General features: G+C 41.8%; 9 protein-coding genes and 1 CRISPR repeat array. Of the genes, 2 read left to right on the forward strand and 7 right to left on the reverse strand.

Annotated features, from left to right (window positions below; genetic code table 11):
• Positions 1–28: 28 nt before the first annotated feature.
• Positions 29–862, reverse strand: coding sequence for a transporter substrate-binding domain-containing protein (locus tag AWB54_RS09010; protein WP_061214275.1), 834 nt, complete (start codon positions 860–862; stop codon positions 29–31).
• A gap of 252 nt (positions 863–1,114) precedes the next feature.
• On the opposite strand from AWB54_RS09010, the gene AWB54_RS16515 reads away from it, so the two are divergent.
• A complete protein-coding gene (locus AWB54_RS16515; protein WP_160328937.1) occupies positions 1,115–1,666 on the forward strand; it encodes a glycosyl hydrolase family 18 protein in 552 nt (183 codons plus the stop codon).
• Between the two features lie 2 nt (positions 1,667–1,668).
• Positions 1,669–2,154: a glycosyl hydrolase family 18 protein gene (locus AWB54_RS16520; RefSeq protein WP_268873643.1), complete on the forward strand. Its 486-nt coding sequence runs from the start codon at positions 1,669–1,671 to the stop codon at positions 2,152–2,154.
• A gap of 43 nt (positions 2,155–2,197) precedes the next feature.
• A CRISPR array of direct repeats spans positions 2,198–10,545; the repeat unit is 30 nt; unit sequence GTTTCAATTCCTGATAGGTACGCTAAAAAC.
• A 166-nt stretch (positions 10,546–10,711) separates the two neighbouring features.
• Here the strand turns inward: AWB54_RS16520 and cas2 are convergent.
• The 6 genes from cas2 to AWB54_RS09050 form a co-directional block, all read right to left on the reverse strand.
• Positions 10,712–10,975 carry a CRISPR-associated endonuclease Cas2 gene (gene cas2 / locus AWB54_RS09025; RefSeq protein WP_061214278.1) on the reverse strand — a complete coding sequence of 88 codons (264 nt, stop codon included), beginning with the start codon at positions 10,973–10,975 and terminating at the stop codon, positions 10,712–10,714.
• A 12-nt stretch (positions 10,976–10,987) separates the two neighbouring features.
• Positions 10,988–11,980: a type I-B CRISPR-associated endonuclease Cas1b gene (gene cas1b / locus AWB54_RS09030; RefSeq protein WP_061214279.1), complete on the reverse strand. Its 993-nt coding sequence runs from the start codon at positions 11,978–11,980 to the stop codon at positions 10,988–10,990.
• 15 nt (positions 11,981–11,995) lie between these two features.
• On the reverse strand, positions 11,996–12,541 hold the full coding sequence (gene cas4 / locus AWB54_RS09035) for a CRISPR-associated protein Cas4 (RefSeq protein WP_235811140.1): 546 nt from the start codon (positions 12,539–12,541) through the stop codon (positions 11,996–11,998).
• Between the two features lie 158 nt (positions 12,542–12,699).
• Positions 12,700–13,188, reverse strand: coding sequence for a DUF3368 domain-containing protein (locus tag AWB54_RS09040; protein WP_061214280.1), 489 nt, complete (start codon positions 13,186–13,188; stop codon positions 12,700–12,702).
• Positions 13,189–13,190: 2 nt separating this feature from the next.
• Positions 13,191–13,466, reverse strand: coding sequence for a UPF0175 family protein (locus tag AWB54_RS09045; protein ID WP_061214281.1), 276 nt, complete (start codon positions 13,464–13,466; stop codon positions 13,191–13,193).
• Between the two features lie 128 nt (positions 13,467–13,594).
• Positions 13,595–14,161 (reverse strand): group II intron maturase-specific domain-containing protein, encoded by a 567-nt coding sequence (locus AWB54_RS09050; protein WP_061214282.1) that lies wholly within the window; start codon positions 14,159–14,161, stop codon positions 13,595–13,597.
• Positions 14,162–14,262 lie beyond the last annotated feature (101 nt).

A 14,262-nucleotide genomic window follows, 5' to 3' on the forward strand; every position in this document is an offset into this window, starting at 1 on the left:
AACACACTCCAGTTAATTGCTACATGGATTATTGCGATGCAGGCTGGTTTAAAATGGCATTTTTCATTAGTTCATCCCGTTGTTCCTGTGATATACCGGCTAAAACCTTGTTAATATTATTAAGCAGCTCAGTGTTGCCTTTTTTAATCCCCACCGAAATGGCGATATCATCAGCAGTAAATTCAAATCCCTGGCCTTTAGCAAATTCAGCCATGCCAAACTTGGCATTGGCGCTTGTGGCCGAAACACCTTCAGGCTTTTCCGAGACATAACCATCAATGATACCCGACTCCAGGGATACCCGCATAGCCGGAAAGTCAGCCATGGCAGTTTGTTTTTTTACATTGGGAATTTGGTCAATAACTGTGTAGTGGAAGGTGTTTTGCTGGGCGGTAATTTTGGCTCCGGTGAAGTCCTTTAAACTTGTAGCTTTTTCATATTTCGAGCCTTTCTTGACAACAATAACCAGGTCAGAACTGTAGTAGTAATCGGAAAAGTCCAGGGTCAGTCTCCTATCAGCCATTGGAGACATACCGGCAATAATGCCATCAATGGTACCCGACTGTACTGCCGGGGTGAGCCCGTCCCATTTGGTTTTAACAATAACCAGTTCCTTGCCCATTCCCTCAGCCAGTTTTTTGGCAATTTCCACATCATAGCCACCGGCAAACTCCTTGCTGCCAGCAATAGGAACTGCTCCATTCGAGTTGTCCAGTTGGGTCCAGTTAAATGGAGGATAGCCGCATTCCATACCTACCTTAAATTTCTCGGCCTTATCACCACTTTTACCGCAGCCCACAACACTTATGCACAGAGCCATCATCAGGACTGCGCATATTCCTAGTTTTACAAATTTCTTCATTTTGTCTCCCCTCTCAATAAAAATATTTTGGGTTTCCGCACCCTTAGATAAAGATATTGTAACATTTTATCGAATGGCATTCCCAGTTTATTTTTTAATTTTGCTATTATAGTTAAATTAGACTCCTTAAGAGCTCTCAATGGCTTTTTGATTTATGCAAGATCCTTATTCAGGAATAGGTCATAGGAATTTGCGTAATATAATACTCGAAGGTGTTATATTAGCGTGAATTCTACACAAAAGTTAATAAAGTTGAAAAAAATAATTTCTATAATAATGCTTATCCTACTCCTGGCTGGATGTAATGGCTGTAATGCGGCCAAAAAACCACTACACATTCCCAGGCAAAAAAAATTGCAAGTCATGGCTTTCTACGAAAAGGGTTGGAATGATCTTACCTATGGGTTTCCCTCCCTTAAAACACATTATACGGATATTAGTATTCTTATGCCCTACTGGTACACCCTTAACATCGATGGCAGTATAAAAGTTTCGGCAGTTGGTCTGGAACCGGATGTAATAGTTTTTATGCGCCAACACCCGGAAATCAAACTACTTCCCTTGATAAACAAGGATTTGGTCAACCAGTCCGTTCTTACGGACCCAACTATAAGGACGACCGCCATAAATAATATAGTCAAAATCATAGCAGATAATAATTATGACGGCATTAATATTGATTTCGAGTTGCTTCCCGCGCAAAACCGGGATGATTTAACAATCTTTGTTCGTGATTTGGCCAAACAGCTACATGCTCAAAATAAGATGATATCGGTATCAGTAATGCCCAAATTAGATGGATAGAGATAGGTGCCGCCTATGATTACGGCGCACTGGGGGGATTGGCCGATATAATAACCATTATGACCTACGACAAGCACTCGGCAAACACTAAGCCAGGTTCTGTTTCCCCTTATAAATGGGTGGAAAAAAACATCAAAGAAGCCCTCAAATCAATCCCCGCCAATAAATTGGTGGTTTGTATCGGAGCTTACGGGTATGATTGGCCGGTTCCCAAAACAGCCGAAATAAAATATATAGGCCAGCGGGAAGCGCAACAACGCGCTGATTCTCATAAAGCCAAAGTCCAATGGGATAATGATTCCCAATCTGCTTTTTTCTTTTATTGGGATAGAGGGCTCAAACATGAAGTCTGGTTTGAAAATGGGTTTAGCATAACCAGAAAAGTGGCATTGGCTAAAAAATATAGCCTACGGGGAGTCGCCATATGGCGAATGGGATTTGAGGACGAGCAGTACTGGGTCAAATTACGCAAGGCCATTAGCAAATAGCATTTATCAATCAATCCGGCCTAATGAACGCCCTGAGTTTTAGGTTGCAATTCCTGATAGGTACGCTAAAAACGCTGACGATTTATACCCAATGTAAAGGAGAGGAGAAGTTTCAATTCCTGATAGGTACGCTAAAAACGCTCGTTACGGAGCTGGTTACGAAGTTGCAGGATTCAGTTTCAATTCCTGATAGGTACGCTAAAAACCATCGTTCCAAGCGCGCTGCGGGACTTCCTGGAAAAAAGGTTTCAATTCCTGATAGGTACGCTAAAAACCGTGCCCCTTCGGTACCGGTCCGTTAGCTGCCTCCGTTTCAATTCCTGATAGGTACGCTAAAAACGATATTGAATTTCGAGGAAAGAACCGAGCGCCGGCGTTTCAATTCCTGATAGGTACGCTAAAAACGAAATTTTTATCCGATTTTACTGCCGAAGTTGAGCTGTTTCAATTCCTGATAGGTACGCTAAAAACGCCCTTTATACTCAGCCCCGTCAGCATCCCTGCCGCGTTTCAATTCCTGATAGGTACGCTAAAAACTACAATCAATTGCGATACGAATGATTGTGTTTATAGTTTCAATTCCTGATAGGTACGCTAAAAACGCGATAGTTGAATGGTGTTTTCTGGAAGACCGATGTGTGTTTCAATTCCTGATAGGTACGCTAAAAACTTGGTTAGTTTTTTCGTTGCTGTAGCTTTTTTAGGTGGGTTTCAATTCCTGATAGGTACGCTAAAAACGAAATTTTTATCCGATTTTACTGCCGAAGTTGAGCTGTTTCAATTCCTGATAGGTACGCTAAAAACGCCCTTTATACTCAGCCCCGTCAGCATCCCTGCCGCGTTTCAATTCCTGATAGGTACGCTAAAAACTACAATCAATTGCGATACGAATGATTGTGTTTATAGTTTCAATTCCTGATAGGTACGCTAAAAACGCGATAGTTGAATGGTGTTTTCTGGAAGACCGATGTGTGTTTCAATTCCTGATAGGTACGCTAAAAACTTGGTTAGTTTTTTCGTTGCTGTAGCTTTTTTAGGTGGGTTTCAATTCCTGATAGGTACGCTAAAAACTTTATAAGCATCTGTTTCAGCCGGAAAGTCCTCTGCGTTTCAATTCCTGATAGGTACGCTAAAAACCCCACGAGGGAGCACATATACGATTTACCAGTCTTGTTTCAATTCCTGATAGGTACGCTAAAAACGAGTGCGAAGCAAGAAAGCAGCAAGTAGAGATGGGAGTTTCAATTCCTGATAGGTACGCTAAAAACCTGGTAAGATTATCTGTTACTACCGAGGATATAAAGTTGTTTCAATTCCTGATAGGTACGCTAAAAACTTGGGCTGAAGTGCCGGCGGGATTTCCCAGCATAGTTTCAATTCCTGATAGGTACGCTAAAAACTCCGCACTCAATGCATTGCATGATTTCCCCTCCCCGGGTTTCAATTCCTGATAGGTACGCTAAAAACAGTAGTTGCTGTAAAATTAGAAGGATGGGAAAAGGAGTTTCAATTCCTGATAGGTACGCTAAAAACTCAAATGTCCTAATATCTATTCCTTCTTGCTTTTGTGGTTTCAATTCCTGATAGGTACGCTAAAAACAACGATAACACAACGAAGTCGAATAAAATTGATATGGTTTCAATTCCTGATAGGTACGCTAAAAACTATGACAGCGAACACTTAGTCATGCTTCTCACTCTTAGTTTCAATTCCTGATAGGTACGCTAAAAACAATATCTCTTTAAACATTATTCTTCACCTTCTTCACGTTTCAATTCCTGATAGGTACGCTAAAAACCCGGGTCGGCACCGTTTGGAAGGTGCCCAATCCGAAGTTTCAATTCCTGATAGGTACGCTAAAAACCTTATTTTCTTCCATTCAACAAACCTCCTACACCAGTTTCAATTCCTGATAGGTACGCTAAAAACTCTGCAATCGCAGAATGGCCAGATATATCTTGCAAAGTTTCAATTCCTGATAGGTACGCTAAAAACTCGCAGTTCGGGCATTTGATGATACTGAACGCTTTAAGTTTCAATTCCTGATAGGTACGCTAAAAACAACCTTTGATCCTTTTGATGGATACCGGGAAATCAGTTTCAATTCCTGATAGGTACGCTAAAAACCAAATTCGGCCATATATATAGGGAAGGGAGGTAAGTTTCAATTCCTGATAGGTACGCTAAAAACCAACAGGTCATTTATACAGAGTTAAAATGTTGGAAGATGTTTCAATTCCTGATAGGTACGCTAAAAACCCGTCCGGCGAATGAAACCGGGGAGGTGGTTAGTTGAGGTTTCAATTCCTGATAGGTACGCTAAAAACCCGGGTCGGCACCGTTTGGAAGGTGCCCAATCCGAAGTTTCAATTCCTGATAGGTACGCTAAAAACCTTATTTTCTTCCATTCAACAAACCTCCTACACCAGTTTCAATTCCTGATAGGTACGCTAAAAACTCTGCAATCGCAGAATGGCCAGATATATCTTGCAAAGTTTCAATTCCTGATAGGTACGCTAAAAACTCGCAGTTGGAAAAACCGATTGTGCGGTCGTTCCCAGTTTCAATTCCTGATAGGTACGCTAAAAACACCAAAAAAGGCTTGGCTTTGCAAACCAAAGTCCAGTTTCAATTCCTGATAGGTACGCTAAAAACAATCTCTCCTGCACAGAATGGAACAGCTCCTCTCCAAGTTTCAATTCCTGATAGGTACGCTAAAAACTTTCGAAACAGCATGTATATTGTTTTCCTGGTCCAGTTTCAATTCCTGATAGGTACGCTAAAAACCAAAGCGGTCAAACTAAATACGAAACTAAGCCAAAGTTTCAATTCCTGATAGGTACGCTAAAAACCTTTTGCTCCCGAAGTATTATTAAAAGCGAGAGCCAGTTTCAATTCCTGATAGGTACGCTAAAAACTTGTCGTTGCTCTAAGCGGAGAAGAGTTCCAACTAAGTTTCAATTCCTGATAGGTACGCTAAAAACGAGCTGGGGCTTTTCCGTTTCTACTGAGGAATACTGAGTTTCAATTCCTGATAGGTACGCTAAAAACCCCTCGCGGGAAAACAATGTGCCCCAGGGTGTCTCTAGTTTCAATTCCTGATAGGTACGCTAAAAACGACCGCGGCTGGTTCGCGTATGAGGTGCGCGCCGCAGTTTCAATTCCTGATAGGTACGCTAAAAACGATATTTCGGAACAAATACAACTACAGCATGTAAGTGTTTCAATTCCTGATAGGTACGCTAAAAACATATCGGGGGACTTGCGAACAGGGTAGCTTGTGGTAGTTTCAATTCCTGATAGGTACGCTAAAAACAGGCCCGGACGGTTCCGGACTTCGTGAGGCGAACTTGTTTCAATTCCTGATAGGTACGCTAAAAACACGGACTTGTAGCCTGTTCACGGTTGTCTGCGGTGTTTCAATTCCTGATAGGTGCGCTAAAAACCGTCCTTCACTCCGTTTAATCCCGGCGGGTAAAATTAGTTTCAATTCCTGATAGGTACGCTAAAAACTATATTGCCGGGTATGCTCCAGCAGATGCTCACATAGTTTCAATTCCTGATAGGTACGCTAAAAACCCCCCGCTTCATTGCGGCTATGGCTTTACTCTGAAAAAGTTTCAATTCCTGATAGGTACGCTAAAAACTGAATGGTCGGCACCGGAAAGAACGGTATATATTACGTTTCAATTCCTGATAGGTACGCTAAAAACTTGGCCTTGCTCCAAAGTTTCCAAACGCGAGTTGGGTTTCAATTCCTGATAGGTACGCTAAAAACGGTATCCCGATGGACCGGGCCGCAGAGCTTGGCATGTTTCAATTCCTGATAGGTACGCTAAAAACTTCAGGTTTACCCAGGCGGCTCAGGAGAACCTAAGTTTCAATTCCTGATAGGTACGCTAAAAACTGCGTAGTGGTAGCAATTAGCATTCCTCCTTATTCGGTTTCAATTCCTGATAGGTACGCTAAAAACGATAATTGACGGTGTTCGCCATCCTATCATCCTCCTTGTTTCAATTCCTGATAGGTACGCTAAAAACAGGGGAGACCATGTATTACTTACAGTTACCAGATTTGTTTCAATTCCTGATAGGTACGCTAAAAACTCATGCTGTGCGTCAGGGTTCCCGTTAGCCGGATACTGTTTCAATTCCTGATAGGTACGCTAAAAACCCATAAATCGGTAAACCACTGCAGCCCTTCATCAGGTTTCAATTCCTGATAGGTACGCTAAAAACGAATGTCAGAAGTGTAAACGTGCCGGCCGATATAGGTTTCAATTCCTGATAGGTACGCTAAAAACCATATACTTCCATACAAAAACTGTAATTACTCCATGTTTCAATTCCTGATAGGTACGCTAAAAACTGCAAGGAGGTTCCTGGTTCGGATGTGGCTGGGGCGTTTCAATTCCTGATAGGTACGCTAAAAACCAATAGCGTTCGTTACTACGACAATGGGTGGGTCGGTTTCAATTCCTGATAGGTACGCTAAAAACCAGGGTAATAGCGGGCTACTATCAGAAAGAGTGGCGTTTCAATTCCTGATAGGTACGCTAAAAACAGAATCCATAAAAAAATACCGTCTATCCTTAATATGTTTCAATTCCTGATAGGTACGCTAAAAACCATCTGCCAGCATCCAGGCCTCATCGACAAAAAGAAGTTTCAATTCCTGATAGGTACGCTAAAAACGAAAACAATCAACTGGTAATGGCCAGCGAACCTTTAGGTTTCAATTCCTGATAGGTACGCTAAAAACATTTGATTTGGTGTACACAAATGGGGGTCGGGGAAGTTTCAATTCCTGATAGGTACGCTAAAAACTAGTCACGGAATCCCCATCGGCATCCGACACCTGGGTTTCAATTCCTGATAGGTACGCTAAAAACCTTATTAAGTTATGTAAACAACAAATAATGTTTCGGTTTCAATTCCTGATAGGTACGCTAAAAACACCAAAAAAGGCTTGGCTTTGCAAACCAAAGTCCAGTTTCAATTCCTGATAGGTACGCTAAAAACAATCTCTCCTGCACAGAATGGAACAGCTCCTCTCCAAGTTTCAATTCCTGATAGGTACGCTAAAAACTTTCGAAACAGCATGTATATTGTTTTCCTGGTCCAGTTTCAATTCCTGATAGGTACGCTAAAAACCAAAGCGGTCAAACTAAATACGAAACTAAGCCAAAGTTTCAATTCCTGATAGGTACGCTAAAAACTCTGCCGCCTGCTTTAACTCCGGCATTTGCTGGTCAGTTTCAATTCCTGATAGGTACGCTAAAAACGTTAAATGCCCGACAAAAAGACATGCAAAAGTAAAGTTTCAATTCCTGATAGGTACGCTAAAAACGGCTGAGGCCCTGGGTGCAAAGGTAGACTGGGACGAGTTTCAATTCCTGATAGGTACGCTAAAAACTTTGCAATCAAAGGGCGGCGCTAAGGCCGCCTTGGATGTTTCAATTCCTGATAGGTACGCTAAAAACTTTGAGATGGGACGATGCCAAAACCCCGGAAACCCGGTTTCAATTCCTGATAGGTACGCTAAAAACGTTTTCAAGCCTGTTCTCTTCAAGCGTCCTGGTTGGTTTCAATTCCTGATAGGTACGCTAAAAACTTTAGGCCGCATAGCCGCCCGGACGATATCGGACTGAGTTTCAATTCCTGATAGGTACGCTAAAAACAATGATACATGAGAAAACCGACTGCGAAGAGTGCGGTTTCAATTCCTGATAGGTACGCTAAAAACTCACGGCCTCATACTGTCCTTTCTTCACTTCTTTACGTTTCAATTCCTGATAGGTACGCTAAAAACCGCTCATATGGGTCTGTCTTTTCCGACTGGCTGAAGTTTCAATTCCTGATAGGTACGCTAAAAACTTGTCCATGGGTCACCATACTCCCAGGGCTGAAATGTGTTTCAATTCCTGATAGGTACGCTAAAAACTCGCTTGGTAATTTATAGAGCGGCTTTGCTGCGCAGTTTCAATTCCTGATAGGTACGCTAAAAACCCTTGTATTCGTTCCCGTTCAACTTGCACTTGCCGGTTTCAATTCCTGATAGGTACGCTAAAAACGATTTCCAAGAACGTAAGCGCATTTTAACAGAGCACTAGTTTCAATTCCTGATAGGTACGCTAAAAACGTAACGGCTGCGGCCGGGCACCCATGCCAGAGTCTAGTTTCAATTCCTGATAGGTACGCTAAAAACCTCGAGCAGGAAGGACTGCAGGCTATAGCTACCCGGGGTTTCAATTCCTGATAGGTACGCTAAAAACCGCCAGGCTTAATCGCAAATGATTGTAGCTACCCGGTTTCAATTCCTGATAGGTACGCTAAAAACGGGTAGGGTGGACAGCGGCAATCATTACTGGGCTGCGTTTCAATTCCTGATAGGTACGCTAAAAACGTTTATGACCAATAGCATAGCACATTTGGGAAATAGTAGTTTCAATTCCTGATAGGTACGCTAAAAACTTTGTCAATTTGCCCCATAAACTTCAGGTATAAGTGTTTCAATTCCTGATAGGTACGCTAAAAACGCGGCCTCGCATTCAGGAGAGTAGGCAACCTGTTCCTTGTTTCAATTCCTGATAGGTACGCTAAAAACGATCACAATCGAAATAGGCGGCGATACCCAAAAGCGTTTCAATTCCTGATAGGTACGCTAAAAACTTGCGGTGCAGACGATACAACCCTCGACGTACACCAGTTTCAATTCCTGATAGGTACGCTAAAAACCTCACAACCCGCTATTACCAGATTTTAGGATATGTGTTTCAATTCCTGATAGGTACGCTAAAAACAGTGCTACATTTACCGGGAATTACACCAGCCAGGCCGTTTCAATTCCTGATAGGTACGCTAAAAACTCGTGGGTTCGTGCCGCCATCGATGCGGAGCTGGCGTTTCAATTCCTGATAGGTACGCTAAAAACCGACATGGGCGACGTTGTGAGGCTTAAGCTCTGGCGTTTCAATTCCTGATAGGTACGCTAAAAACTCTATCTCATTCCTTTCTTATTTGCTGACCCTAGTAGTTTCAATTCCTGATAGGTACGCTAAAAACTACCCTGCTCCGGGCTGGAACCGGGGCGGGAATAAGGGGTTTCAATTCCTGATAGGTACGCTAAAAACTAACTTTCAACCATTTTTATTTTCCTCCTTTAAACGTTTCAATTCCTGATAGGTACGCTAAAAACCGAGAATCTCCTTGCAACATCAAGCAAGCAAATGTAGTTTCAATTCCTGATAGGTACGCTAAAAACCGCCTCTACTCAGGTGGGGGCGGTTGGGAGGGAACTAGTTTCAATTCCTGATAGGTACGCTAAAAACCGAGTGCGAGGCCGGAGCCTGCGCTTTACCTATCTTGTTTCAATTCCTGATAGGTACGCTAAAAACTAGCGGTCGTAAGGAAAAAATTAAAAGGATGGGGATGTTTCAATTCCTGATAGGTACGCTAAAAACAGCGCAACCGTAAAAATGGAGGACGATGCACAGTTGTTTCAATTCCTGATAGGTACGCTAAAAACTTTGTCCCATTTCCTTTTTTGTTCTTCTTGATTTTATTTGTTTCAATTCCTGATAGGTACGCTAAAAACCGAGTGGCAGGCACATTGCAACGAGCACGCATGGGATGTTTCAATTCCTGATAGGTACGCTAAAAACGTGGCAGAACAAACACAGTGAGTTTCGTGAGGCGAGTTTCAATTCCTGATAGGTACGCTAAAAACAGGCACCAAGGAGGAGACCTCCAGTGGAGAAGACTATGTTTCAATTCCTGATAGGTACGCTAAAAACTAACTTTTCTACCCCATTTGGCCCATTCATTTCAATGTTTCAATTCCTGATAGGTACGCTAAAAACTTCAAACTCTTCTTCATATATAACAACCTTGATCAAGGTTTCAATTCCTGATAGGTACGCTAAAAACTGCATGGTATGGATACCATTCTTGACTGTATGCGGTTTCAATTCCTGATAGGTACGCTAAAAACTCTCTTCACCCTTGAGGTCCTGGCATGACTGTTCGATGTTTCAATTCCTGATAGGTACGCTAAAAACTTTATCGTCTGTTTTAAGGGTTCCGGATCTCTTTGCTGTTTCAATTCCTGATAGGTACGCTAAAAACTTCAGGAAGTTCAATTCGATTATCTGCAATAATCCCAGTTTCAATTCCTGATAGGTACGCTAAAAACTCCATTCGATTTTAAAGTCAATCTTACTGCATCAGGGTTTCAATTCCTGATAGGTACGCTAAAAACAGAATCAATATTAAACAGGTTTAAAAAGTTTATTAGGTTTCAATTCCTGATAGGTACGCTAAAAACCGGCCTGTTGTCCTTGCGCTTGTGTATGTCTTATCGTTTCAATTCCTGATAGGTACGCTAAAAACTCGTCCGGGGTAAGAAATAATGGCATAATCACAAAAATGCCATGTGCCTATTTATATTATACCTAAATCTTTAAAAAGAGGAAATCTCGGAGGTTGACCTTATTTTATAATGTCGTCGCCACCCAAGCTTTTTAACGCTACTGATGGTCGACGACATTTTTTCAACTCATAGGAAGTTATCCTCCCCACCTTTCTTAACCCCCATTATCTCACGATCAGAATACTTTGTGGTTCGGAAAGTATAAAAAATGACCGAATCATAATCCTCATCAATAATCTTTTCTAATTCCACCTTTAATTGCTTAAAGCTACTTTCGCTAATATTCCCTTCCAAGACTGAATTCTGTACCCAGTATAGATGTTTCCGCGCCGTTTTTAACACTTTAGTAACTCTTTTTTCACCAACATCATAAACAAGAATTACAAACATCACTTCTCCCCCTTACCAGCGAGAAACAAACGGTTTAAAACCCTTTTCTCCCATTAAATGCTTTTCCAATTTATAAAGATCCATGCGTATGATACGGCGATACGAAACTTCCCGCCCGAGCTGTCGATGTTTTATAGTGGTGCGTAACTTGTTTTCCCATTCTTCCACAAATATTTTTCTACCTTTATCATTCATTATAATACTCTGGGTTTTATTTTCGAAATGACCAGCACGTAGCATGTTTCTACCCAGGAGTGAAAAAATAACTCGATCCACCAGGATCGGCTTAAATATCTCCGCCACATCAAGGTTAAGAGTAAAGCGACGAAAATTAGTAGTATGCAAATATCCTATACGCGGATCCAGGTGAGTCTTATAGATTTCGCTGAGTACAGCCATATAGGCCAGAGTATTGCCAAAACTAATAAGGGCATTGATGCGGTCTCGCGGTGGACGCCGGTTACGACCCTGAAAGTCGAATTCAGCCTTACCTATAATTGCATTAAAACTTTGGTAATAATGATCCCTAATATTCCCTTCAATGGCCATTAGTTCATCTACCGCCTTACTATCCTCCAATCGTTCTGTAAGATTTGATATAGCTTCCACCTGTTTCTGTACTTCTTTACCCCGGTTAGCGTAATAGCTTATTACCTCCAGCATATTTGCCGATGCTCCCCGGACAAAGCATTTAGCCAGAACCAGCCTTTTTACTCCATCCAAATAGTGCTCTGCCTGTCTAAGAATCATATAGCCTGAATTGAGATGTTCCCGTGGGTAATAGGAACCTGTATAGTAGCCATAATTGTTTAGAAAATGAAGGATTATTTCTTTTTGAGTAAGAAATTCTAAAAAGCGTTTATTTAGAGTCACTTCACCAAATACAATAATTTCCTTTACATCCTCAACCGGAATATACTTTTTGCCTTCTTCGGTTTCAAAATAAAGGGTGTTATCCTTGCGCTTAAATTCTCCATCATTAAACACATAAATGGTCTTCTTCATACTACCCCCTCCCCCTTAAGACCAGCAAAACTCGCTATAGGCACAATTTCGGCAATATTTTGTTTTCGCCACCTCCGGGGGCCTGTCCATCCTTACAATAGCCTCAATATCTTGCATTGCTTGCCTTATTTCTTTCTCCCCATCATCATCAAGCAATACCTCTAATTTATCTCTTTCTTCTGGAAAAAGTAGTTCACCCCTGGCCTTTATCCCCATTTCTTTGAGCTGCAGCAAGTAAAATAGCAGTTGTTTACCAGCACTCTCTTTAAAGCGCGAAGTCTTTTTTACCTCACCAACTACCATTTCACCATGTTCAGTTCTAATTAAATCAATCTTGGCATTACCCAGGTCAATTTCCTTTTTATCTCTTGGATAAGTGCTTTCACCAATTATTTTACCAATCTGTAAATTCTCATGCTCCTGATCCGGTTCCAACTGATGAGCCATTAACCAGACTTCTCTTTTGCATATGTAGTAATACCAAATAAGGGTTCCGGTTACTGAAAAGTCCATGTCAACCCTCCCCCAGGCCTGTTTTTTGGTCTTAAACTTTATTACCATTTTAAACTCCCGAATTGCAATATCGTCTCGAAGTTAATCACTCTTTAGTATATTCACTCCGGGGAATATTTTCAGTCTTCAGTATATAAATAAAACCATTTACTGATAAGCCTGCAATCTCGCTGGCTTTAGCCAATAATTATACCGCCTGATTAAAATTAGTCTGTCTCCTGAGCCAGTCTCAAAACCTCATCATATAGCTTATTAGATATCCAAATTCCCTTTTTCTTTAGCTGTTGCATCAGGGGTTTTACTTCAGCTATTATCTTTAATTCCTTTGACATTAGCAATAATCCCAAAGTACCAATCACATCTATCCCCAAATAATTAGCCATTTTACGGCCTTTCAATTCATCAATTATTACAAAGTCCGGTTTTAGCTGGTAAGCCAGAGCCAGAACTTCCGCTTCTCCAGGATCTAGCGAATATGACAAAATATCAACAGTAATTTGATTGCTAACGCGAACCACCTTTAACCAATTAGCTGCTTTCAAAACTTCGCTTCCTGGTCGCTCTGTTTCGTTACCAAGAACCTCGTGATACACTTGAGACGGTACATATACTTCTGAGAAAACCTCCCGTATAATATTAAGTTGATTAATGAGCGCCAGGCTGATTAGCGGGCTGGCGTTAATTACTGCAATCATAATTATTTTTTCACTGCTTTCTTAATTTTCTCAAACTCCTTATTTAATTCACCCTCTTCATATCTGTAAATGTCAATTTTTTGCTCCTGCAAATATTTCATGAAATCCAATCTAGCAAGTCCAGCTACCATTGCTGCTTTTCCCAAGGATACTTCCTTATCAAGAAACAGTTTTGTCGCCAGCCACAATTTAGTCTCTGCCTCAAATTCCTTTCTTTCTTTTCCCATGTTCGAAAGTACTTCTTCGGGTATTTCGATGTTGATTTTTACTAGCTGCATTAATAATGTCGAGTAGACGCTCGACTTCCACCTCACTTTTCCATGATTTGTTGAATGTGAGAAGGCCGTCCACGCCCCTCACAGAACCCAACGTGCCCTATTAAGGCATTGGGCTCTTCATATAAGCCTTACACAGCTTGCCAGATGTTCACATATATCCTCGGTTTTGCTATAGGGTGCTTTTCAAGGAGCATCCTATACCGCCTCCACGTTAGATATGTCCTCTGGCTGCGCCTCGTCAGCGTCTTATATAGCGCAGTTCTAATGTAACGGTAGAATTTCAGAAGTCCCTCGTAGTTACCGGAGATGCCATAATACCTGTAATGCCCCACCAGTTTCTTGTTCAGTCGTTCTATCGTATCGGATGGCTTGCTATGAATGTTCTCCTTAAGCCATTCCTTTACATTCTGCTTCTTGGCTTTCGGCTTCTTCTTGCTGGTACGGTGCAGTACTGTGTATTTACCCGTCAGCGTTTTGCCGTTGATGTGGGTAAACCCCAGGAAATCGAACGTATCTGTTTTACCGTCAGCACTGTGCTGCTTCGCAAATCTGCCGAACCGGATTATCTTGCTCTTGTCCTTTGATAGTTCCAGATTGAACTTCTTTAGCCTTGCTTCCAGCATTTCATAGAAGGCCTTTGCCTCGTTCTCATGTTGGAACGTGCAGATAAGGTAAGTAGCCCGGGGGAATCTCACCCCCAGGCCCTCTCAGAACCGGACGTGAACCTCTCAGCTCATCCGGCTCCCATTATCCAGCCGCAGGACGAATCCCCATTTGCCAATGTGCGAACAACTTC

The organism is Syntrophomonas wolfei subsp. methylbutyratica (assembly GCF_001570625.1).
Classification (GTDB): Bacteria; Bacillota; Syntrophomonadia; order Syntrophomonadales; family Syntrophomonadaceae; genus Syntrophomonas; species Syntrophomonas methylbutyratica.